The sequence below is a fragment of the Streptosporangium canum genome (genome assembly GCF_900113865.1).
Classification (GTDB): Bacteria; Actinomycetota; Actinomycetes; order Streptosporangiales; family Streptosporangiaceae; genus Streptosporangium; species Streptosporangium canum.
In genome coordinates this window covers 81,190-102,558 of the sequence record NZ_FOQY01000003.1, presented here as the reverse complement: position 1 = coordinate 102,558, position 21,369 = coordinate 81,190, and the positions used below count along the sequence as shown (strand labels likewise).

Genomic DNA, 21,369 nt, shown 5'->3' with positions numbered 1-21,369 from the left:
GCAGTCAAGGGTGTCAAGAAAGGTATTTCGCTGCTTTGTGAAAGTTTGCACGTTTAGTCGGAGAGTGACTGTCCGGTTACGAGCCATGTGTGCCGGTTACGCATAAAACGCGAGTTATGTGCTGTTGGCTGAACTCATCCGGCTGTGCTCCAATAACCCCTACCCCATGGATGCGTCGGCGTCACTTGCACATCATTTGCGTGACGCGATCCCCTCCAAGCAGACGATCCGAGGAGAGGCAGCGGAGGCCAGTGAGGACAGCGTCAATCCCCAGCGAACGCGAATCCGGGGCGGCATCCCCCCCGGCGTTCGACGCCCAGGGGGTGCCGCCGGAAGGCGGCCAGGCTCCGGACCTCGACGGTCGTGGACCCGAGACGAACGGCAGCAAGCTCGCGCTCAAGAACTGGCGCGTGCGGACGAGGCTGATCGCGCTCATCGTCATCCCCACCGCCGCCGCGATCGTCCTGGGCGGCCTGCGGGTGACCACGTCGATCAGCACCGCCGCCGAATACGAGCGCGTGCGCACCAGCGCCGAGCTCGTCGCCGAGCTGAGCGACCTGGCGCACAACCTGGAGACCGAGCGCGACCTGTCGGCCCGGCTCGTCGCCCAGGGCCGCGGCAACACCGGCAAGGCCAGGTTGCAGGAGCAGTACCGGGCCGTCGACCAGGTGGCCAAGCGGGCCAGGGACCGCATCGACCTCATCATCGGCAGCAACGCCGCCGAGGGCTTCGGCGAGCGGGGCAAGACCGAACTCGCCCAGATGCGCAGCCGCATCGACGAGCTCGACAGCGTCCGCAAGACCGCGGTCGGCACCCAGCTCCCCGCCCAGCCCACGATCGCCATGTACTCCCGGACGATCGCCGACCTGCTGGCCCTGCACGACGAGATCATCCAGGGTGTCGCCGACCAGGAGCTCGCCGGCAGCGCGACCGCGTTCGGCGCGCTGTCCAGGGCCAAGGAGCAGGCGTCCAGGGAACGGGCGAACCTCGCCGTCGCCCTCGCCGACAGGACCTTCACCTCCGAAGGCCTGAACGCCATGCTGGCCGCCCGGGCACAGCGCGACAGCGAGCTCGCGACCTTCCGCTCCGACGCGTCGGTCGCCCAGCGCCAGCTCTACGACGACACCGTGAGCAGCCAGAAGAAGGACCGCGCGGAGTCCATGCGCGCCCGCGCCCTCGTGCTGGCCGTCGAGGGCGCCCCGCTCGTCCGCGTCGACGTCTCCAGGACCGGCGCCGGCGACCAGACGACCTGGTTCGACGCCTCCTCCGACACCATCGAGCGGATGCGCGTGGTGGAGAAGCGGATCGCCGACACCCTGATCACGCAGAGCCGCGTCCTCCAGGAGTCCGAGCAGCAGGGTGCGCTGATCGCCGGCGGGCTGAGCGTGCTGCTCCTCATCCTCGTTCTCGCCATCACCGCGATCATGGCGCGGTCGCTGGTCAGGCCGCTGCGCACGCTGCGCACCGAAGCCCTGTCCATCGCCGGCCAGCGCCTTCCGGACACCGTGCAGAGCATGCGCGAGAGCGGCGAGGCCGCGGCCGAGGACGTCACCCCGATCGGGGTGGCCTCCGACGACGAGATCGGCCAGGTCGCCCGCGCCTTCGACGAGGTGCACCGCGAAGCCGTACGGCTGGCCGGCCAGGAGGCGACGCTGCGGAGCAACGTCAACGCGATGTTCGTCAACCTCTCCCGGCGCAGCCAGACCCTGGTCGAACGCCAGCTGTCCCTCATCGAGAGCCTGGAGCAGGGCGAGCAGGACGAGAGCCGTCTCGGCAGCCTGTTCCGCCTCGACCACCTGGCCACCCGCATGCGCCGCAACAGCGAGAACCTCCTGGTCCTCGCCGGTCAGGAGCCCGCGCGCCGGTGGAGCCAGCCGATCCCCCTGATCGACGTGGTCCGCGCCTCGCTCTCCGAGGTCGAGAACTACGAGCGGGTGGACCTGCGGCTCTCCGCCGGCGTGGCCGTGGTCGGCACCTCCGTCAACGACGTCGTGCACCTCATCGCCGAGCTGGTGGAGAACGCCATCTCCTTCTCCCCCCGGGAGACCAAGGTCGTCGTGTCCAGCAACCGCATCGACGGCGGCGGCGTGATGGTCTCGGTCACCGACATCGGCATCGGCATGACCCCCGAGGAGCTCGGGCAGGCGAACTGGCGGCTGGCCAACCCGCCGGTGGTGGACGTCTCGGTCTCCCGCCGCATGGGCCTGTTCGTGGTCGGCCGGCTGGCCCTGCGGCACGGCATCCGCGTGCAGCTCCGCCAGCAGGACAGCGGCGGCCTGACCGCCATGGTGCTGCTCCCCGAGACCCTGCTCGCCGCCTCCGGCGCCCGCCCGGCCCCGGGGGGCGCGGCCGCGGCGCAGGGCGGCGACTGGGCCGCCGGGTCGATGAGCCCCATGGACCGGGCGCCCGTGCTGGCCAGCCCCACCTCGCTCGACCCCGCGCAGCAGGCGTTCGCCTCGTTCGACGCCGCCCACTCCTTCGGCTCCTTCGACATGGGGCAGCAGTTCGGCTCCTTCGACGCCGGGCAGCCCGCCCCGGGCGGCGGCTACTTCGGGCAGGCGCCGGTCGACACCCCCTGGCCCGGCCACGTGCCGCCACCGGGCGCCGACTCCGGCTGGCCGAACACCTCCCAGACGGACACCGGCGTGTGGCCGAACGCGCCGATGCGCGGCGGCGACTCCGGGGCCTGGCCGAGCCCGCCCTCCCGCGAGGGCGACTCCGGGATATGGCCGAACGCGCCGATGCAGGGCGGCGACTCCGGGATATGGCCCACCCCGCCCTCCCGCGAGGGCGCGGCCGGAGCCTGGCCGGACCCGCCGTCCCGCGAGGGCGGCTCCGGAGGATGGCCGTCCGCCGGCGACCTGGGATCGTTGGAACGGCGCGCCTTCGAACCGGCCGACAGCACCGGCCCGCTGCCCGTGGTCCGCGACTCCTCGCCCATGGAAGAGGCGAAGGAGGAGTTCCTGCCGATCTTCGCCGCGGTCGAGTCCGACTGGTTCAGGAAGGTCGACCCCGCGGCGCCCGTCCAGGACCTGACCGAGGAGCTCAAGGACGCGGCCTCCCCCCCGCCCGCGCCCGCCGCCGACGCCTGGTCCTCACCCGCGGACGTGGGCTGGCAGGCCGCCCAGGCGGCGAGCGAACCCTCGCTCGGCGGGATCACCGGTTCCGGGCTCCCCAAGCGGGTGCCCAAGGCGAACCTGGTGCCCGGCACGGCCGCACCCGATGCGGGCGCGGCCCCCCATACCCCCGTACTCCGGCCGACCGTCTCTCCCGAGGCGGTGCGCAACAGGCTGGCGAGCTTCCAGCAGGGAGTACGGCAGGGCCGTGCGGCGGCCAGGGGCGAGGCCGGTGACGGGCAGCCGTATCCCGACTTCGGTCGGGACGTTGAAGGAAACAAGGAGGACCGGTGAGCGAGCTCATCATGGTCGCCAAGGAGGATGACACGTGCGCGAAATGAGCCAGGCCGCCCGGGGGGTCAATTGGCTGATCACCGACTTTGTGAACAACGTCCCAGGCGTGGCGCACACGGTCGTGGTGTCGGCGGACGGTCTGCCGTTGGCGTATTCCGACGGGTTCCCCCGGGACCGGGCGGACCAGCTGGCGGCGGTCGCGGCCGGTCTGATCAGCCTGACCCAGGGGGCTTCCCGGGTCTTCGAGGGCGGGGCCGTCACCCAGACGGTGGTGGAGATGCAGCGAGGGCTGCTCCTCATCATGTCGATCAGTGACGGCTCCTGCCTCGCCGTACTGGCCGCCGCCGACTGTGACATGGGTCTGGTGGCCTATCAGATGACCCTGCTCGTCGAACGAGCGGGGCAGGTGCTGACGCCGGCCGTCCGCGCCGAACTCCAGGCCTCCCACCCCAGGTGAGGACGATGATCCTAGGAGGGTGCCGTGGCAGGCCGCGGCTGGACTGGTGAAGGTGACCCGCTAGGCGGGTCGCCTTATCAGTCGATGGACGACCCTTATCGGCAACAGGGTGGTCCTTCACATCTCATGCAACCGGCACCGGCGGAGCAGAGCTCCCTGGTCCGGCCGTATGCCGTGACCGGGGGGCGGACCGCCCCCCGGACCCAGCTCGCCATGGAGGCACTCGTCTCCTCGGCGACGTCCGTACATCATGATCTGTCCACCCGCACTCCGGAGTATCAGGCGATCAGCGCCCTGTGCCGCCAAGTGCGTTCGGTCGCTGAGATCTCCGCGATGCTCCGCATCCCGCTCGGCGTGACCCGGATCCTGGTCGCGGACATGGCGGCCGAGGGTCTGGTCCAGCTGCATCAGCCGCAGCTGGACGCGGGCAAGCCGGATCTCAACCTGCTGGAAAGGGTGCTCAGTGGACTTCGCAGACTCTAGCCGCGGCGGCGGCCTGACATCGACGAAGATCGTCGTCGCCGGTGGATTCGGTGTGGGTAAGACCACGTTCGTGGGGGCGGTGTCGGAGATCCTCCCCCTGACCACGGAGGCGGTGATGACCGACGCCAGCGCCGGCATCGACGACCTCGGTCTCACCCCGAACAAGACCACCACCACGGTCGCGATGGACTTCGGCCGTGTATCGCTGGACCGGGACCTGATCCTCTACCTGTTCGGCACGCCCGGCCAGCACCGGTTCTGGTTCATGTGGGACGACCTCGTGCGCGGCGCCATCGGCGCGATCGTGCTGGTCGACACCCGCCGGCTGGCCGACAGCTTCCCGGCGATCGACTACTTCGAGGAGGCCAAGCTCCCCTTCGTGGTCGCGGTCAACGGCTGGGACGGGACCTACCTGCATGGTGAGGAAGAGGTGCGGGAGGCGCTGACGCTGGCGCCGCACATCCCGATCTCACGGACCGACGCGCGCTCGCGCGACGCGGTGAAAGCCACGCTCATCACGCTCGTGGAGCACGCGCTGACCATGCGGATGGCCGTTCCCGGGTGGGGGCGCTGACCACGCGGCCGGGCGTTCCCGGACGGGGACGCCGACCGTCGGGGCGTTAGTCACGCCTCCCAACGGATAGGCTGGGGGGTCGAGTCGCAGACCTGTAGCGCAGAGGCTGGCCAATCACGTGTTCGAGACGCTTTCCGACCGGCTCACATCGGTCTTCTCCTCCCTCCGTTCCAAGGGTCGGCTGTCCGAGGCCGACATCGACGCGACCTGCCGCGAGATCCGCATCGCGCTGCTCGAGGCTGACGTCGCGCTGCCCGTGGTCAAGACGTTCGTCGCGCAGGTCAAGGAGCGCGCCCGGGGCGTCGAGGTCTCCCAGGCGCTGAACCCGGCGCAGCAGGTCGTCAAGATCGTCAATGACGAGCTGATCGAGATCCTCGGCGGCGAGACCCGGCGGCTCCGCTACGCGAAGACCCCGCCGACCGTCATCATGCTCGCGGGCCTCCAGGGTGCCGGTAAGACCACCCTGGCGGGCAAGCTCGCCCGCTGGCTGCGTGACCAGAACCACGCGCCCATGCTGGTCGCCGCCGACCTTCAGCGTCCCAACGCGGTCCAGCAGCTCCAGGTCATGGCCGAGCGGGCGGGGGTCGCGGTCTACGCGCCCGAGCCGGGCAACGGCGTCGGCGACCCGATCGAGGTGGCGCGCCAGTCGATCGACCACGCCAGGCGGCAGCAGCACGACATCGTCATCATCGACACCGCCGGTCGCCTGGGCATCGACCAGGAGCTGATGAAGCAGGCCGCGGACATCCGCGACGCGGTATCGCCCGACGAGGTCCTGTTCGTCGTCGACGCCATGATCGGCCAGGACGCCGTCTCCACGGCCCAGGCCTTCATGGAGGGCGTCGGCTTCGACGGCGTCGTGCTCACCAAGCTCGACGGCGACGCCCGGGGCGGCGCGGCCCTGTCGGTCCGCCACATCACCGGCAAGCCGATCATGTTCGCGTCCACCGGCGAGAAGCTCGAGGACTTCGACGCCTTCCACCCGGACCGGATGGCCTCCCGCATCCTCGACATGGGTGACATCCTCACCCTGATCGAGCAGGCCCAGAAGACCTTCGACGAGCAGGAAGCCGCCAAGATGGCGGGCAAGCTCGCCTCGGGCGAGGGCTTCACGCTGGAGGACTTCCTCGAGCAGATGATGATGGTCCAGAAGATGGGCCCCATCAAGAACCTGCTCGGCATGATGCCCGGCATGGGGCAGATGCGCGAGCAGATCAACCAGGTCGACGACCGCGACCTGGACCGCATCGCCGCGATCATCCGCTCGATGACCCCGGGCGAGCGCCAGAACCCCAAGATGATCGACGGCTCCCGCCGGGCCCGCATCGCCAAGGGCTCCGGCGTGACGGTGACCGAGGTGAACGGCCTGGTCACCCGCTTCTTCGACGCGCAGAAGATGATGAAGAAGATGGCCGGCGGGATGGGCATCCCCGGCATGCCCGGCGGGCGCAAGGCGAACAAGGCCGCGCAGAAGAAGGCGGCCAAGGGGCGGCGGGTCAGTGGTGACCCGCGCAAGGCGGCACTGGGCAAGGCTTCCTCCGGTCCGGCCGACGCCCCCGCCGCTCCGGGAGGCGCCCTCGGCAACCTGGGAGCCGGTCAGCTCCCGCCCGGCCTCGAGCTGCCGCCGGGCTTCGACCCCTCGAAGTTCAAGTTCCCCGGGCAGAAGTGAGCGACGACAGGTTCCACGGGCGGGCCCGGTGGGTCTGGCTGGCCATCATGGTGGGTTTCATCGCCGTGGCGGTTCTGGAACTGCTGGGAGTGCGGCCCAGGTAGGGCATGGAGAGCGGGGGTGGCGGACGGATCCGCCACCCCCGCTCTGTTCCGTCCCCGTCACCTCTGTTCCGCCCCCCGCTCTGTCCCGTGGCCGACACCTCTGTCCCGTCTCCGTCACCCCTGCGTCCTGTGAAGTCCCGCCCGCTCTCCGCCTCGCGGGCTCCCTCCCGGGGCCCCGGGAGGGAGTGGTCACGCCGAAGGCCGTGAACAGCCGGCTGGTACGGCCGGCATGCTCAGCAGCGATTCGGCGAACGTCGGCGTGCCGTCCGGGCCGTCGCCTGTGGCGGGCGGCGCCGAGGCAGGCGTCCCGGACGGGGTGGGAGCGGGCACCGGAGACGGGATGAGGCCCGGCCCCCGCCTCGTGGCGCCCCCGGCGCAGTCGATGCCGGCCTCGCCCAAAGTCACCTCGGCGAGCGGCCCGTCGTAGACGACGGCGCCCGAGGCGTCGAACATGCGCCCGCTGATCGCGAGGATCATCCCGGCCTCGGCCGTCCGGCCCCCGCCCCCGGCATGCGGGGAGGTCTTCCGGACGTCGGTTCTGACGACGGTCAGCACCGCCCCCGTCACCCCGGGATAACCGAGCTGGACGCCCGTCGCCGGGACGCTCGTCGTCCCGGCCTCGACCGGCTGGCCCAGCACGGCCACGGAGCCGGGGGCGGCCACGACCGAGGCGCCGGCCGGACCGGACGGCCTCCAGCTGACGCCGGTCCGCACCGTGCCCGTGACCAGCAGCGGCAGGCCGGCCCGGGGGTTGAGTCTGAGCTGCCTGACCCTGAACCGGCCGCCGGCCTCCCACGAGACCGGCGCGGCGACCCTCGCCCGGAGCCGCCTGCCCGCCAGCGAGACGAAGGCCCGCACGCCGTCGGGATCGGTCCAGTCGCCGCCGTCCTCACCCCCCGAGGGGCCCATGGAGGCGCGGCCCCAGCTGCCGGTGAACGCCTCCTGGCCAAGGGCGGGGATGCCGCGGATCTCCAGTTCGACGCCTCTGGCCAGGACGAACTCGCCTGTGGCGGCGGTCGCTCTCATGGCGAGCACGGCGCCCAGAACGGCGACGGAGCCGGTCGCGGTCAACAGCAGAGACCTCAGGGTGGTTGCCACGGCGGCCATTTAGCGCAGCAGCGCGAACCGCCCAGCATCTCGGACACACGAGGATTACCGAGATTTGCCCTCTGCGGGCCGTACGAGATGGAGGTTGTTTGGCTGGGCACTCCCGTACGTCTGGCACAATGACATGTTGGAACATCGTGACCACGTGGGTGCCCTCTCACCCCCGCGTGCCACGCCTGTCCCTATGAACGGTCCTCTCCTCGTGCCCCACTCGATGAGACGCCGCTCGCCCACGCTCTAATGCAGGAGAGACCACACCAGTGGCAGTCAAGATCAAGCTCAAGCGGCTCGGCATGATCCGCAACCCGCAGTACCGCATCGTCATCGCCGACAGCCGCACCAAGCGTGACGGCCGGGCGATCGAAGAGATCGGCCTGTACCACCCGAAGGAGAACCCCTCGCGCATCGAGATCGATGCCGAGCGGGCGGCTTACTGGCTGGGTGTCGGCGCGCAGCCGACCGAGCCCGTGCTGAAGCTCCTCAAGCTCACCGGTGACTGGCAGAAGTTCAAGGGCGAGCCGGCTCCGGCTCCGCTCAAGGTCGCCGAGCCCAAGGCCGACCGTCACGCCGCCTACGAGGCCGCGGCCAAGGAGGCGCTGTCCCTGGACGCCGCCGCCACCACGGCGAAGAAGTCGGCCAAGAAGCCCGTGAAGGCCGACGAGCCCGCCGCTGAGACCCCGGTTGCGCCGGTTGCGGAGGAGAAGCCGGAAGGCGAGGCCTGAGATGCTCGAGGAGGCCCTCGAGCACCTGGTGAAGGGCATCGTCGAGCATCCCGACGAGGTCCAGGTTCACGCCCGCCGCATCCGCAGCGGGCGTGTGCTTGAGGTCCGGGTCCACCCCGAGGACCTGGGCAAGGTCATCGGCCGTGGTGGCCGTACGGCCAAGGCGCTGCGCACTGTCGTGAACGCCCTGGGCGACGGCAAATACGTTCGGGTCGATCTGCTCGACCTGAACGAGGCCCGCTAGCCGACACGAGATTCATCGAGTGAACGGGTCACCCACCGCTGTGGGTGACCCGTTTGCTTTCTGCCACACACGACTACTTTGGGAGGCGGGCGTGCAGCTTGTCATAGGCCGGATCGGCCGCCCGCACGGACTCCGCGGCGACGTGTCCGTGGAGGTGCGCACCGACGACCCGGAGCGGCGTTTCGCCCCCGGGACGGCCGTCGCCACCGACCCCGCGTCGGCCGGTCCGCTCGTCATCGAGTCCCGGCGCTGGCACTCCGGGGTCCTGCTGGTCAGGTTCGAGGGCGTCAACGACCGCAACCGTGCCGAGGACCTCCGCGGCACCACACTCGTCATCGACTCGGCGGACATCCCGCCCTCCGACGACCCCGACGAGTTCTACGACCACCAGCTCATCGGCCTCGCCGTGGTCACCCCCGACGGCGAGCGGGTGGGAGAGGTCTCCGACGTCCTCCACCACGGTCAGGACCTGCTCGTCGTACGGCGGGGCGGGACCGAGGTCTACGTGCCGTTCGTGAAGGCGCTGGTCCCCGTGGTCGACCTGGACAAGGGCATCCTCGTCGTGGACGGGCCCGCCGGCCTGCTCGACCCGGACGAGATCGCCTGACATGCGCGTCGACGTCATCTCGATCTTCCCCGAGTACTTCGCCCCGCTCGACGTCTCCCTCATCGGCAAGGCCCGCGAGCGCGGCATCCTCGACATCCACCTCCACCAGCTCCGTGACTGGGCCCGCGACGTGCACCGCACGGTGGACGACACCCCCTACGGGGGCGGGCCCGGCATGGTCATGAAGCCGGAGCCGTGGGGCGAGGCGATCGACGCCGTCCTCGCCGCCGACCCCGCCGCACAGCCCAGGATCATCGTGCCGACCCCCAGCGGAGTGCCCTTCACCCAGAAGCTGGCCATGGAGTACGCCGCCGAGCCGTGGCTGCTGTTCACCCCGGCCCGCTACGAGGGCATCGACTCCCGGGTCATGGCCGAGTACGGCGCGCGCATGCGCGTGGACGAGGTCGGCATCGGCGACTACGTGCTCGCCGGCGGAGAGGTGGCCGTGCTGGTGATGGTGGAGGCCGTCGGCCGGCTGCTGCCCGGCGTGCTCGGCAACGCCCACTCCGCCGTGGACGACTCGTTCGCCCCGGGGGCGATGGAGAACCTCCTGGAGGGGCCGGTCTACACCAAGCCGCCCGAGTGGCGGGGGCACGAGGTTCCGGAGATCCTGCTCTCCGGGCACCACGGCAAGATCGCCCGATGGCGGCGGGACGAGGCGCTCCGCCGTACCGCGCGGAACCGTCTCGAACTGCTGGCCGCGCTCGATCCGGAGACGCTGGACAAGCACGACCGGAAGCTCCTGTCGGAGCTCGGCTTCCCCGCCTGACCGGGACGGTCGCGGCGGGGGAGTCCCCGCCGTTCCCCGGCCCCCGGACCCGTCCGCCGGCCCGCTCTGACAGGTCGATTTCCGGTCGGTCGCGAAAATATGGCAGACTGAACCGTTGCCGCCGACTGTCCTCTGGTCGGCGCGCGCTGTCGGGCAGATGGGCCTGACTCCCAAGACACCGTCCAATTCAGCACGCGTGTCCATCACGGCGCCGCCCATCGCGGCCGGATGGACCTCCGGGTGCTCGCGTAAATGAGGTACCACTGCCATGCACACGCTGATCACCGAGCTTGAGAAGGCCACGCTCCGCAGCGATGTCCCGGACTTCCGTCCCGGTGACACCCTCGAAGTTCACGTCCGCGTGATCGAGGGCACCCGCTCCCGTGTCCAGGTCTTCAAGGGCTTCGTCCTGCGTCGCCAGGGCAGTGGCGCCCGCGAGACCTTCACCGTCCGCAAGGTCAGCTACAGCGTCGGCGTGGAGCGCACCTTCCCGGTGCACAGCCCGGTCATCGAGAAGATCACTCTGGTGACCCGTGGCGACGTCCGCCGCGCCAAGCTCTACTACATGCGTGACCTGCGCGGCAAGGCCGCCCGTATCCGCGAGAAGCGCGACGCCCGCTAGAGCCTCTCGTGCCGTGCCGTCCTGGCCCGCCACCCGTTTCCGGGGGGCGGGCCAGTCGCGTGCAAGGAGGTTTGACCTCCTATGGCAAAGACGCATAGCTATGGTGACCCGGCAGGCAGCCGGACGGTGTCGGCCATCATCTAGGCTCGTCAACGATGACTAGCGAAGACCGGGAGTACGGCGCAGCCTCGCGTCGACCTGTCGAGGACGAGGTGGACGTGGTCGCCGAAGACACTCAGAAGACCGCCACGGACGGCAAGGGCAAGGACGGCAAGGACAAGAAGAAGGGCTCCTTCTGGAAGGAGCTCCCGGTCCTGGTCGTCGTGGCGCTGGTCCTCGCGCTGATAATCAAGACCTTCGTGATCCAGGCGTTCTACATCCCGTCGGAATCGATGGAGAACACCCTCCTGACGAACGACCGGGTCCTGGTGAACAAGCTCGTCTACCGGGTCCGTGACATCGAGCGCGGTGACGTCGTGGTCTTCTCCGGCGTCGACTCCTGGGACGGCGAGGTCCAGTTCGAGGAGCCGTCCAACCCGGTCTCCGCGTTCTTCCGCTGGATCGGGACCGCCTTCGGCGTGGTCCCCGGCGAGAAGGACTACATCAAGCGGGTCATCGGCGTCGCCGGCGACACCGTGAAGTGCTGCGACGCCCAGGGCCGGGTCACCGTCAACGGGGCTCCCCTCGACGAGAAGGCATACCTCTACCCGGGGGACAAGCCGTCCGATGCGCCCTTCCAGGTCAAGGTCCCGCAGGGCCGCCTGTGGGTCATGGGCGACCACCGTTCGGTCTCCCTCGACTCCCGCTCCCACACGGGCGACCCCGGTAACGGGACGATCCCGGTGGACAAGGTGATCGGCCGTGCCTTCGTGATCGTGTGGCCGTTCTCCAGGGCGAAGATCCTCCCCATCCCCGACACCTTCCAGCAGCCCGGCCTCAAGGTCGCCGCCGCCCTGGCGGAGGCCACCCCGCTCGTCGGCGGTCTCGCGGGGGCCGTGCCGCTGGTGCTGTGGCGTCGTCGCCGGAACTCAAGGCGGTAGCCGTACCTCATGACCGCGGAACCCGAGAGCAAGCCCGAGGAAGCCGGGAAGGGGAAGCCGTCCGGCAAGGGCGGTCTGCGCGAGACGGTCACCCTGATCGTCTCCGGAGTGGTGGTGGCGCTGCTGCTGCAGGCATTCGTCTTCCCGACCTTCCGGATCCCGTCGGAGTCGATGGAGAACACCCTGCGGGAGGGCGACCGCGTGGTCGTCAACAAACTGCACGGCGCGACCGAGCGCGGCGACGTGGTGGTCTTCGAGGGCTGGCCGGGAGGTGACACCATCAAGCGGGTCATCGCGGTCGGCGGCGACACCGTGAAGTGCTGTGACGCCCAGAACCGGATCACCGTCAACGGGGTCCCGCTCGACGAGACGGCCTACCTGCATCCCGACGACTTCGCCTCGGGCGACAAGTTCGAGAAGGTCGTGCCCGAGGGGCGGTTGTGGGTCATGGGCGACCACCGCTCGGCCTCCGGCGACTCGCGCACCCACGAGGAGATGGAGGGGGAGGGCACCATCTCGGAGGACGATGTGATCGGCCGGGCCTTCGCCATCTACTGGCCGCTCTCCCGTGTGGGCGTCCTGTCGACGCCGGAGATCTTCACCAAGCCGGAGATCTTCGCCGGGGCGGGACGGGGAGAGCTCCGCTGAGGTGAGACAGCGGTACCGAACGGTCCGGATCGGGCGTACTCTCTGCTCATGGTCGCTATGTCTGCCGTGGTGCCATGACGGTTGCGTTTCGCCCCACGCCGAGCGTGGTCCGGCGGGATTCGGGACTGTACGGCTACGAGCGGGCTCTCGCGCGCCGCGGGCTGGGGCCCGTGGCCGGAGTCGACGAGGCCGGCCGGGGCGCCTGTGCCGGGCCGCTGGTGGTCGCCGCGGTCGTGCTCGGCCGCCGGATCGACGGTCTGAGCGACTCCAAGCTGCTCACCGCCGCCCGGCGTGAGTCGCTCTACGAGCGGATCGCCGCGACCGCGGGGGCGGTGAGCGTGGTGGTGATCGACCCGGCCGAGATCGACGCGCGCGGCCTGCACAAATCCAACATCGAGGGAATGCGCAGGGCCGTCGCCCGGTTGGCCTGTGACCCCGGCTATGTGCTGACCGACGGGTTCCCCGTCCCGGGCCTGCCCGTGCCGTCACTCGGCGTCTGGAAGGGGGACCAGGTCGCGGCCTGCGTCGCGGCGGCCTCGATCGTGGCGAAGGTGACACGCGACAGGATGATGACCGCGCTCGGTGAGCGTCATCCCGAGTACGGTTTCGCCGTGCACAAGGGGTATGGCACCGTGGGTCATCGCAGGGCACTCGAGATGTACGGCCCGTGTCCGGCCCACCGATTCTCGTTCGCGACGGTGGCGCGGTCCGGGCCGGGTGAGGTGATGAGTGAGAATGAAGTGGGGGCCGGTCCCGCCTGATCGGGCGGGCCGGGAAGGCGTGCAATCAGGAGGATCGGTATGAGCGCAGAGGATCTCGAGAAATACGAAACCGAGATGGAGCTGCAGCTTTACCGTGAGTACCGCGACGTCGTCGGGTTGTTCACCTACGTCGTCGAGACCGAGCGGCGCTTCTATCTGACCAACTCCGTCGACCTGGACGTCCGCACGGCCGAGAACGGTGACGTGTTCTTCGACGTGAAGATGCAGGACGCCTGGGTCTGGGACATGTACCGTCCGGCGAGGTTCGTGAAGAACGTCCGCGTCGTCACCTTCAAGGACGTCAACGTCGAGGAGCTGGCCAAGCCCGACCTCGAGATGCCCAAGGAGGGGTTCTCGAACTGAGGTGTTCTCCACAGAGGCGGGCCGTGCCTGAACGGGTGTCCACAGAATCGGGTTCGGCCCTCTGAGGCCAGGGTGAGCTGCGCGAAGGTCGGGAACCGGAGGTGGTTCCATGGCCGCGAAGGACGAGCTCGGCAGACATGGCGAACAGGTCGCCGTCGACTATCTGCTGGCGCACGGCATGCAGATCCTGGATCGCAACTGGCGATGCCCGGACGGTGAGATCGACGTGGTCGCCCGTGAGGGGCGGGCGCTCGTCGTGGTGGAGGTGAAGACCCGCTCCGGCCGCACCCACGGGACCGCCTTCGAGGCGGTGACCGTGGTGAAACTCGCCCGCCTGCGCAGGCTCACGGGCAGATGGCTGGCCGAGCGCCGTGAGCGATTCGACTCCGTCCGCATCGACGTCATCGCCCTGGAGCGGTTCGCCGGAGACCTCGTCATCCGCCACGAGCGGGGGGTGTGCTAGATGCCTCCCGGACTGTCCTGGATCATCCGCCCCGCCCGGGGGGTGGCGTGAGTGGCCGTCGCACGCACGCGCTGCATCGCGCTGGTCGGCGTGACCGGCCACCCCGTCGACGTCGAGGCCGACGTCGGCTCCGGAATGGCCGGCCTGCACCTCATCGGCATGCTGGACACCGCGCTGAGCGAGGCGCGCGACCGGGTCCGCTCGGCGGTGGTCAACAGCCGCTACGGGTGGCCCGACGCGCGGATCACCGTCAGCCTGTTCCCCGCCAGCCTGCCCAAACGCGGAAGCGTGTTCGACCTGGCGATCGCCGTGGCCCTGCTCGCGGCGGCGGGGATCGTGCCCCGAGCCAAGGTCGCCGAGCCGTTCTTCCTGGGCGAGCTCGGCCTCGACGGCTCGCTGAGACCGGTGCGGGGCGTGCTCCCCGCCGTGCTGGCGGCGGCCGGAGCCGGTGCCGACACCGTCGTGGTCCCCGCGCGCAACGCCGCCGAGGCCGCTCTCGTGCCGGATGTGACCGTCATCCCCGCCCGCACGCTGGGCGAGCTGGTGAGCCGGCTGCGGAGCGACGACCCGGTCGACCTGCCCATGGCCGAGCTCACCCCGCCCGCCGAGGCGCCCGAGTCCGTCGGCGGACCGGGCGGCGCGCGCCTGCTCGCTCCGGCCGATTCCGGCGAGCTCGTCCCCGACCTCGGCGACGTGGCCGGTCAGCCCTTCGCCCGCCGTGCGCTGGAGGTCTGCGCCGCCGGAGGCCACAACTTCTGGATGCTGGGCCAGCCCGGCACCGGCAAGACGATGCTCGCCGAGCGGCTGCCCACCCTGCTCCCGTCCCTGGAGCGGGATGAGGCACTCGAAGTCACCGCCATCCACTCCGTCGCCGGGGTGCTGCCCGTCGACCGGCCGCTGCTGACCCGCCCGCCGTTCGTGGCGCCCCACCACACCGCGACCGTCGCGGCCGTCATCGGCGGGGGCAGCGGGGCGATCCGCCCGGGCGCGGTGTCACTCGCCCATCGAGGCGTCCTGTTCCTGGACGAGGCCCCCGAATATCCGACGACCGTTCTCGACTCGCTCAGGCAGCCGATCGAGTCGGGCCGGGTGACGGTCTCCAGGGCGGTGGGATCGGTCACGTTCCCCGCCAGGTTCATGCTGGTGCTGGCCGCCAACCAGTGCCCTTGCGCGCAGCCCTCCAGCCCGGAGGACCCGTGCCGGTGCACCCCCGCGGTCCGCCGCCGCTACCTGGCCAGGCTCTCCGGCCCGCTGCTCGACCGGATCGACGTCAAGGTCACCTTGTACCGGTCGACCCGGCGCGAGCTCCTCGCCGACCGCCGGTTCATCGAGCCGAGCCGGGTGGTGGCCGAACGGGTGCTCATCGCCCGCGGACATGCCGCCAGGCGGTTCGCGGACAGGCCGTGGCGGTCCAACGCGGAGATGCCCACCCGCGCCCTCCACGCCGAATACCGTCCGCCGCCGAAGGCGATGGCGCCCCTGCTCCGCTGCCTCGACAGCGGTCAGCTGAGTGCCCGCGGGCTGGACCGGGTGCTCAGGGTCGCCTGGACGCTGGCCGACCTCGGCGGCAAGGACGGGCCCGGAGTCGCGGAGACCAACGCCGCACTCGGGCTGTGGCTGGGGGAGGAACGGTGAGCGACCGGCTCGCGCGGGTCGCGTTGATGCGGGTGGCCGAGCCCGGCGACGCCATGATGGGCAGGCTCGTCGCCGCTCACGGCCCGCAGGCGGCCGTCGCGCGCATTCGCGAGGGACGCCCGGAGCCGGGGCTCGCCGGGTGGTTCGCCGACTCTCCGCACCGGGAGCCGGCCGGATCGCGGCACGAGCGGCTCACGGCCAGGCTCGGGCGGATGTTCGCCTCCTGGGCGGCCCGGCTGGAGACGGCCGACCCCGTCCGCGACCTGGCCGAGGGGGAGCGACGTGGGGCGCGGCTGGTGGTCCCCGGCGACTCCGAGTGGCCGACCCAGCTGGACGACCTCGGCGAGTCCCGCCCTCATGCCCTGTGGCTCCACGGTGAGGCCGACCTGCGCTTCTCCTGCCTGCGCTCCGTCGCGGTCGTCGGCTCCCGGGCCGCCACGCCGTACGGCACGCATGTCGCGGCGGAGTTCGGAGCCGGGCTGAGCGAACGGGGCTGGGCTGTGATCTCGGGCGGCGCCTACGGCATCGACGGGGCGGCCCATCGCGGCGCCCTCGCGGGTGAGACGCCGACCGTCGTGGTGCTGGCCTGCGGCGCCGACGTCGCCTATCCCAGCGCGCACCATTCGCTGTTCGCGGCCGTGCGCTCCCAGGGTGTGCTGGTGAGCGAGTGCCCGATGGGCGCCACCCCGACCCGGCCGCGTTTCCTGATCCGCAACCGGCTCATCGCCGCGCTGTCGCGGGGCACCGTGGTGATCGAGGCGGCGGTGCGGAGCGGGGCGCTCAACACGGCGGGACACGCGGTCTCGCTGAACCGCCATCTGGCCGCGGTGCCGGGGCCGGTGACCTCGGAGACCTCCGCGGGGTGCCACCGGTTGATCCGGCAGGGGAGAGCCGTCTGCGTGACCACCCCCGAGGAGATGATCGAGCTCGTCGGTGCGATGGGCGGCGACCTGGCCCCCGAACCACGTGGCCCGGTGCTCCCGCGTGACCGGTTGAGTCCCGAGATCCGCAGGGTTCTCGAGGCCGTGCCCGCCCGGACCGGGACAGGCCCGGCGACGGTAGCGGTGGCGGCGGGCGTCGACCTGGACACCGTGCTGTCCTGTCTCGGTGCCCTGGCCGCCGCCGGATACGTCGAACGCGTCCCCCGCGGCTGGCGCCTACGCCCCGGCGGATCCCCCGACCGGTAACCGGCAGGCGGGGCCCCTCGCTCCGGCCCTCCGGCGGATCCCCGGCCGGTGATCGGAGGGCGGGATCCATCCCTTCGGCGAACCCCTGGACGGGTCACCGGCGGGCGGGGCGCATTCCTCCGGTGGGCTCCTGGCTGATGATCGGCGGGCTGGGGCCGTCCCCGGGGCGGGCCTGACGGAGAGCGGACCCGTCAGCGGCCTCCGGTGGTCCTGCGTCTCATCGGCGGCCGGTGTGTCCGGGGTGCGCGGGCCAGACGGGGAGCAGCCGGACCTGGCCCCGGCCCAGCAGAAGCAGCGGGTCGAGGTACAGGCGGTCGCGGAGCAGGCCCCAGTGCAGGCAGGCGGCCGGGCAGTGCCCGGGAACGTCCTGGACCACACCGATCGCCTCGCCCCGGCCCACCGTCTGGCCATGCCGTACCGACGGCTGGACGGGCAGGTAGGTCGTCCGCAGGCCGTCGGCATGGAGGACGGTCACCACCCCCCGCTCCGCGAGCGGTCCCGCGTATCCCACCGTCCCGGCTCCGGCCGCGCGGACCTCCGTGCCGGGCGGAGCGGCGAGGTCGATCCCCCGATGCCCGGCCAGCCAGGGCTGTGCCGGGGGCGCGAACCCACGGAGCACGTGAGGCCGCCCGGCGAGTGGCCAGTCCCAGCGGGCCGAGGGTGCGGGTGCTGTGTGCTGGTGGGCTGGGGGTGCGGGTGCTGTGTGCTGGTGGGCTGGGGGTGCGGGTGCTGTGTGCTGGTGGGGCGAGGATCCCGGGGGCGTGCGTCGGTCGATCAGGTCGATCGTGCTGTGGGTGCCCGCGCTCCCTGGCACGGCGGTCAGCAGGACGGCCATCAGCATGGGCAGCGGAGCGGGCGACAAGGCTCGGAGCCCGAAGGGCCGCAGGGAGTTCACCTCCCCGAGGATGGGAGATCTCCAGCGGGCCGGAGCACACCGAGCGGCATTCTGTGGACAGGTGATCCGGCGCTGTGGACACCACCCTCTTCCCGCTCAGGTCCTTCATCTTCCCCGTCCCCGCCCTTCGCGGCACCCCGGGTCCGCCGCCTCCGCCGGCCCCGTTCCGCTGGGGGAACTCGCGGCGGAAGGCGAGGTGGAGCACCCGCTCTCCGGGTGGCCGGGGGTTCCCCGTAGCCTCGGACAAGGGGACTGACGTGGAAGAACACGGGGTGAAGGAGCAGGGGGCCCTGCGCCGTACGCTCTCGGCTCGGGATCTGATCGTCTACGGGCTGCTGTTCATCGGGCCGCTGGCTCCGGTGGGCGTGTTCGGGGTGCTCGACGCCAAGAGCAACGGCGCGGTGGCGCTCGTCTACGTCGTCGCCACGGTCGCCATGGCCTTCACCGCCATCTCCTACGCGCAGATGTCGCGGGTGGTGCCGGAGGCGGGGTCGGTGTTCGCCTACGCGTCGGCGGGGCTGGGGGCCGGGGCCGGGTTCCTGGCCGGTTGGCTGGTGATGCTCGACTATCTGCTCATCCCCAGCGTGGCGTACCTGTTCTCCGGGATCGCGCTGCACGCGCTGTTCCCGGCCGTTCCCGCCTGGGCCTTCACGGCGCTGGCCTTCGCGGTGACCACCGCGCTGAACGTCTCCGGAGTACGGCTGGCCGCCCGGGTGGGCCTCGTGGTGCTCCTCGCCGAGGTGACGGTGCTGGCCGTGTTCGTGGTCATGGCGGTGGCCGTGCTGGTCGGGGAGGGGCCCGCCAGGCCGTGGCTGTCGCCGTTCACCGGGGTCGGGGGGACCACGGTGGCGGCGGTGATCGGGGCCGTCTCGGTGGCGGTCCTGTCGTTTCTCGGGTTCGACGCCATCGCCTCCTTCGCCGAGGAGACGAGCGGTGACTCCCGCCAGGTGGGCAGGGCGGTGCTGCTCTGCCTGGGGGTGGCCGGTGCGCTGTTCGCGGTCCAGACCTACCTGGCCGGGGTGCTGGACCCGGTGCCCCCGGCGGAACTGGCCGCGCACCCGGCCGCGCAGGGCACCGCCTTCTACGACGTGACGGGCGTGGCCGTCTCACCCTGGCTGGCCACCCTCATGAAGATCGCCAAGGCGGTGGGCCCTGCGTTCGCCGCGATGGCCGCGGTGGCGGCGGCCGGACGGCTGCTGTACGGCATGGCCAGGGGCGGCGGGCTGCCCCGCGCGCTGTCGTCGGTGGATCCCCGGTCGGGGACGCCCCAGGTGGCGCTGCTCAGCGCCGGGGCGGTCACGCTGGTGGTCTCCGTCTGGGCGGCGAGCCGGGACAACGGCCTCGACGTGCTGGTGTCGATCGTGGACATCGGCGCGCTGTCGGCGTTCGCGATGCTGCACGCCTCCGTGATCGGGTATTTCCGGATCCGGCGAGGGAGCCGGGACTGGCTGCGGCACCTGCTGGTGCCGGTCGCCGGCGGGCTGGTCGCGATCTGGATCATCGCCCTGGCCAGTCCTCTCGCCAAGCTCGTCGGTCTGGGCTGGCTGGTCGCCGGGCTCATCGTGTTCGCTGTGCGGAGGAGCGGCGCAGCGGGGAGAGCCAGATCATCGGGATCATGATGAGCGCCACCCCGGCCGCGCCCATCCACAGCACCGGGCGCAGACCCAGCAGCTCGCCCATGACGCCGCCGAACAGTCCGCCGAGGGTGAGGACGCCCTGCATGGCGAAGCCCATCGTGGCGTTGATCCGGCCGCGCAGTTCCGCGGGGGCCTCCCTCAGGGTGATCGCGCCGAAGCAGATGGAGAAGGAGATGACGGCCGCGCCGCTGATGAGCGCGCTGGCGGACATGAGGGCGAACTTGGCCCAGACCGGTCCGGAGGCGAGGGCCGCGACCACGAAGTCGAGCGGGAACAGCAGCACCGAGCAGGTCAGCATCCGGTTCTCGCCGAGCCGCTTGACCAGACGGGAGGTGATGAGGGCGCCCAGCAGGCCGCCGACGCCGAAGCACGCGGTGATCACGCCGACCAGCCCGGCGGGCAGGCCCAGGACGGTGAGCGCGTAGATCACGAAGAGAGCCATGTAGGCGCTGCCGAAGAAGTTGATCGTGATCCCGGAGCCGCAGAGGGCGCGCAGCGTCGGGTCCACGACCACGGCGCGCAGGCCCTCACGGATCTCTGCCCATATGCCGCGCGGGGGAGCGGGCGTGTGGGTCTCCGGTGCCTTGATGCCGCGGATCAGGAGCGCCGAGACCAGGAAGGACACCGCGTCGATCAGCATCGCGAAGGGCGCGGTGACGGCCTGGACCAGCAGACCGGAGAGACCGGGCCCGCCGACGACCGCGAGCGAGTGGGCCGACTGGAATCCGGCCAGGGCCTGGGGGCGCTGGCTCTCGTGGACCACCACGGCCATGTGGGGGAAGCTGAAGGCCCGGAAGATCACCGAGCAGGTGCCGACGACGAACGTCACCGCGATCAGCCACGACACGGTCAGCAGCCCGGCGATCCAGGCCGCGGGGATCGTGGCGATCGCGCCGGCCGAGGCCAGCTCGCAGCCGATCATGACCGGGCGGTGCCGTCGCAGCCGGTCGGCGACCGCGCCCGCCTGGAGCCCGATCAGCAGGTAGGGCAGCGAGGCGGCGGCGGTGAGCACGCCCATCTGGGAGGGGGAGGCGCCGAGCAGGGTGGCGGCGGTCAGCGGCACGGCCAGCCGGGTGACCTCGGCTCCGGTCTCGGAGACGGCGCGGGCGGACAGCAGCAGCCGGTAGTCGCGCTGTCTGCGCAGGGGGAGGGGCTGGAACATGTGCGTCACACCGCTTTCTGAAGGGAACGCTTCACAACTATGAAGATAATCCTTCATAGTTGTGAAGGCAATACTTCAGACCGGAAGTGGGTACGGTTTGCACATGACCGAGGCACGCAGGCCGCTCACCGACCCCACGGCGATGCGCGCGCTGGCGCATCCGGCGCGGCTCGCCATCCTGAACCGGCTCCAGTCCGAGGGGCCCGCCACCGCGACCGAGGTCGCCGACGTCGTCGGGGTCACGCCGAGCGCGGCGAGCTATCATCTGCGCATGCTCGCCAAGTACGGCTTCGCCGAGGACGCGCCGGCGCGCGGCGACGGCAGGGAGAGGTTGTGGAGGTCCACTCCGGGCGGCTTCACCGTCAGCAACGAACCCGATGACCGGCCGGAGGTCCGGGCGGCCAAGGATCTGCTGATCAAGGCTGTGCGCGACCAGGCGGCCGACGAGCTGACCCGGGCCCTGGGCAACTACGACCGCGAGCCTCCCGAGTGGCGGAAGGCCTCGATGTTCAACCGCCAGGTCCTGCTGGTCGACGCCGAGGAGCTCGGACGGTTGAACGAGCAGATCGACGAGCTGCTCTCCCCCTATCGCGCGACCGTCCGGCAGCGGTCCCAGGCGCCGGCCGGGGCGCGGCTCTCCGAGGCGCAGGTGAGCCTCTTCCCCCGTGCCGAGCGCCGGCCGCACGGGCTCCCCCGCGAGTGATCCGAAACGATGGCGGCCACCATGGATCCCTCCGGAAACGGCCGGGAACGATAAGGCGCTCTTGACGCGCTGAGGTCAGGGCGAGGCCCGGCTACGGGTACACTTTT

Annotated in this window: 22 protein-coding genes; 19 read left to right on the top strand and 3 right to left on the bottom strand. The window is 71.1% G+C overall.

The window, feature by feature from the left end:
- Positions 1–251 precede the first annotated feature (251 nt).
- The 5 genes from BM085_RS05095 (at position 252) to ffh (ending at position 6,593) form a co-directional block, all read left to right on the top strand.
- On the top strand, positions 252–3,410 hold the full coding sequence (locus BM085_RS05095) for a sensor histidine kinase (RefSeq protein WP_177244958.1): 3,159 nt from the start codon (positions 252–254) through the stop codon (positions 3,408–3,410).
- A 43-nt stretch (positions 3,411–3,453) separates the two neighbouring features.
- Complete coding sequence (locus BM085_RS05090) at positions 3,454–3,867, top strand: roadblock/LC7 domain-containing protein (protein WP_197048434.1); 414 nt, start codon at positions 3,454–3,456, stop codon at positions 3,865–3,867.
- Between the two features lie 126 nt (positions 3,868–3,993).
- Positions 3,994–4,350, top strand: coding sequence for a DUF742 domain-containing protein (locus BM085_RS05085; protein WP_231509361.1), 357 nt, complete (start codon positions 3,994–3,996; stop codon positions 4,348–4,350).
- The gene (locus tag BM085_RS05080; RefSeq protein ID WP_231509359.1) at positions 4,331–4,924 is read left to right on the top strand and encodes a GTP-binding protein; all 594 of its coding nucleotides are present in this window, start codon (positions 4,331–4,333) and stop codon (positions 4,922–4,924) included. The genes BM085_RS05085 and BM085_RS05080 overlap by 20 nt, the downstream gene beginning before the upstream one ends.
- Before the next feature lie 118 nt (positions 4,925–5,042).
- On the top strand, positions 5,043–6,593 hold the full coding sequence (gene ffh, locus BM085_RS05075; RefSeq protein ID WP_093885865.1) for a signal recognition particle protein: 1,551 nt from the start codon (positions 5,043–5,045) through the stop codon (positions 6,591–6,593).
- A gap of 293 nt (positions 6,594–6,886) precedes the next feature.
- Here the strand turns inward: ffh and BM085_RS05070 are convergent, their stop codons facing one another.
- Complete coding sequence (locus BM085_RS05070; protein ID WP_143120809.1) at positions 6,887–7,795, bottom strand: hypothetical protein; 909 nt, start codon at positions 7,793–7,795, stop codon at positions 6,887–6,889.
- A 269-nt stretch (positions 7,796–8,064) separates the two neighbouring features.
- Here BM085_RS05070 and rpsP point away from each other — a divergent pair, with 269 nt between their 5' ends.
- The 12 genes from rpsP to dprA all read left to right on the top strand — a co-directional run bounded on the left by rpsP (position 8,065) and on the right by dprA (position 16,865).
- Positions 8,065–8,526 (top strand): 30S ribosomal protein S16, encoded by a 462-nt coding sequence (gene rpsP, locus BM085_RS05065; RefSeq protein WP_093885863.1) that lies wholly within the window; start codon positions 8,065–8,067, stop codon positions 8,524–8,526.
- A 1-nt stretch (position 8,527) separates the two neighbouring features.
- On the top strand, positions 8,528–8,770 hold the full coding sequence (locus tag BM085_RS05060; protein ID WP_012888562.1) for an RNA-binding protein: 243 nt from the start codon (positions 8,528–8,530) through the stop codon (positions 8,768–8,770).
- 91 nt (positions 8,771–8,861) lie between these two features.
- Positions 8,862–9,377: a ribosome maturation factor RimM gene (gene rimM / locus BM085_RS05055; RefSeq protein ID WP_031158869.1), complete on the top strand. Its 516-nt coding sequence runs from the start codon at positions 8,862–8,864 to the stop codon at positions 9,375–9,377.
- A 1-nt stretch (position 9,378) separates the two neighbouring features.
- Positions 9,379–10,146: a tRNA (guanosine(37)-N1)-methyltransferase TrmD gene (gene trmD, locus BM085_RS05050; protein WP_093885862.1), complete on the top strand. Its 768-nt coding sequence runs from the start codon at positions 9,379–9,381 to the stop codon at positions 10,144–10,146.
- A 268-nt stretch (positions 10,147–10,414) separates the two neighbouring features.
- The gene (rplS, locus tag BM085_RS05045; RefSeq protein WP_031158865.1) at positions 10,415–10,768 is read left to right on the top strand and encodes a 50S ribosomal protein L19; all 354 of its coding nucleotides are present in this window, start codon (positions 10,415–10,417) and stop codon (positions 10,766–10,768) included.
- A gap of 155 nt (positions 10,769–10,923) precedes the next feature.
- Positions 10,924–11,808 (top strand): signal peptidase I, encoded by an 885-nt coding sequence (lepB, locus tag BM085_RS05040; protein WP_093885861.1) that lies wholly within the window; start codon positions 10,924–10,926, stop codon positions 11,806–11,808.
- 9 nt (positions 11,809–11,817) lie between these two features.
- Positions 11,818–12,456, top strand: coding sequence for a signal peptidase I (gene lepB / locus BM085_RS05035; protein WP_093885860.1), 639 nt, complete (start codon positions 11,818–11,820; stop codon positions 12,454–12,456).
- Between the two features lie 74 nt (positions 12,457–12,530).
- Positions 12,531–13,217, top strand: a complete 687-nt coding sequence (locus BM085_RS05030; protein WP_093885859.1) for a ribonuclease HII — start codon at positions 12,531–12,533, stop codon at positions 13,215–13,217.
- Between the two features lie 39 nt (positions 13,218–13,256).
- Positions 13,257–13,580 (top strand): DUF2469 domain-containing protein, encoded by a 324-nt coding sequence (locus BM085_RS05025; protein WP_012888569.1) that lies wholly within the window; start codon positions 13,257–13,259, stop codon positions 13,578–13,580.
- 109 nt (positions 13,581–13,689) lie between these two features.
- Positions 13,690–14,043 (top strand): YraN family protein, encoded by a 354-nt coding sequence (locus tag BM085_RS05020; RefSeq protein ID WP_012888570.1) that lies wholly within the window; start codon positions 13,690–13,692, stop codon positions 14,041–14,043.
- Between the two features lie 51 nt (positions 14,044–14,094).
- Positions 14,095–15,678, top strand: coding sequence for a YifB family Mg chelatase-like AAA ATPase (locus tag BM085_RS05015; protein WP_093885858.1), 1,584 nt, complete (start codon positions 14,095–14,097; stop codon positions 15,676–15,678).
- On the top strand, positions 15,675–16,865 hold the full coding sequence (dprA, locus tag BM085_RS05010; RefSeq protein WP_093885857.1) for a DNA-processing protein DprA: 1,191 nt from the start codon (positions 15,675–15,677) through the stop codon (positions 16,863–16,865). The genes BM085_RS05015 and dprA overlap by 4 nt, the downstream gene beginning before the upstream one ends.
- A 217-nt stretch (positions 16,866–17,082) precedes the next feature.
- Here dprA and BM085_RS05005 read toward each other — a convergent pair whose 3' ends face one another.
- Entirely contained in the window at positions 17,083–17,760 is a 678-nt protein-coding gene (locus BM085_RS05005; RefSeq protein ID WP_245789133.1) for a murein hydrolase activator EnvC family protein, read from the bottom strand.
- Positions 17,761–18,017: 257 nt separating this feature from the next.
- On the opposite strand from BM085_RS05005, the gene BM085_RS05000 reads away from it, so the two are divergent.
- Positions 18,018–19,379, top strand: a complete 1,362-nt coding sequence (locus BM085_RS05000; protein WP_245789132.1) for an APC family permease — start codon at positions 18,018–18,020, stop codon at positions 19,377–19,379.
- Here BM085_RS05000 and BM085_RS04995 read toward each other — a convergent pair.
- Positions 19,318–20,559: an MFS transporter gene (locus BM085_RS04995; RefSeq protein WP_093885855.1), complete on the bottom strand. Its 1,242-nt coding sequence runs from the start codon at positions 20,557–20,559 to the stop codon at positions 19,318–19,320. The genes BM085_RS05000 and BM085_RS04995 overlap by 62 nt on opposite strands.
- 103 nt (positions 20,560–20,662) lie before the next feature.
- Between BM085_RS04995 and BM085_RS04990 the strand changes: the two genes are divergently transcribed.
- Positions 20,663–21,262 (top strand): ArsR/SmtB family transcription factor, encoded by a 600-nt coding sequence (locus tag BM085_RS04990; protein WP_093885854.1) that lies wholly within the window; start codon positions 20,663–20,665, stop codon positions 21,260–21,262.
- Positions 21,263–21,369: the final 107 nt, after the last annotated feature.

Excerpts from the sequence above, each read along its gene's own strand:
- BM085_RS05090 (WP_197048434.1), top strand. The coding sequence starts at position 3,454 with ATGAGCCAGGCCGCCCGGGGGGTCAATTGGCTGATCACCGACTTTGTG.
- BM085_RS05085 (WP_231509361.1), top strand. The coding sequence starts at position 3,994 with ATGCAACCGGCACCGGCGGAGCAGAGCTCCCTGGTCCGGCCGTATGCC.
- BM085_RS05060 (WP_012888562.1), top strand. The coding sequence starts at position 8,528 with ATGCTCGAGGAGGCCCTCGAGCACCTGGTGAAGGGCATCGTCGAGCAT.
- trmD (WP_093885862.1), top strand. The coding sequence starts at position 9,379 with ATGCGCGTCGACGTCATCTCGATCTTCCCCGAGTACTTCGCCCCGCTC.
- rplS (WP_031158865.1), top strand. The coding sequence starts at position 10,415 with ATGCACACGCTGATCACCGAGCTTGAGAAGGCCACGCTCCGCAGCGAT.
- lepB (WP_093885861.1), top strand. The coding sequence starts at position 10,924 with ATGACTAGCGAAGACCGGGAGTACGGCGCAGCCTCGCGTCGACCTGTC.
- lepB (WP_093885860.1), top strand. The coding sequence starts at position 11,818 with ATGACCGCGGAACCCGAGAGCAAGCCCGAGGAAGCCGGGAAGGGGAAG.
- BM085_RS05030 (WP_093885859.1), top strand. The coding sequence starts at position 12,531 with ATGACGGTTGCGTTTCGCCCCACGCCGAGCGTGGTCCGGCGGGATTCG.
- BM085_RS05025 (WP_012888569.1), top strand. The coding sequence starts at position 13,257 with ATGAGCGCAGAGGATCTCGAGAAATACGAAACCGAGATGGAGCTGCAG.
- BM085_RS05020 (WP_012888570.1), top strand. The coding sequence starts at position 13,690 with ATGGCCGCGAAGGACGAGCTCGGCAGACATGGCGAACAGGTCGCCGTC.
- BM085_RS04995 (WP_093885855.1), bottom strand. The coding sequence starts at position 20,559 with ATGTTCCAGCCCCTCCCCCTGCGCAGACAGCGCGACTACCGGCTGCTG.
- BM085_RS04990 (WP_093885854.1), top strand. The coding sequence starts at position 20,663 with ATGACCGAGGCACGCAGGCCGCTCACCGACCCCACGGCGATGCGCGCG.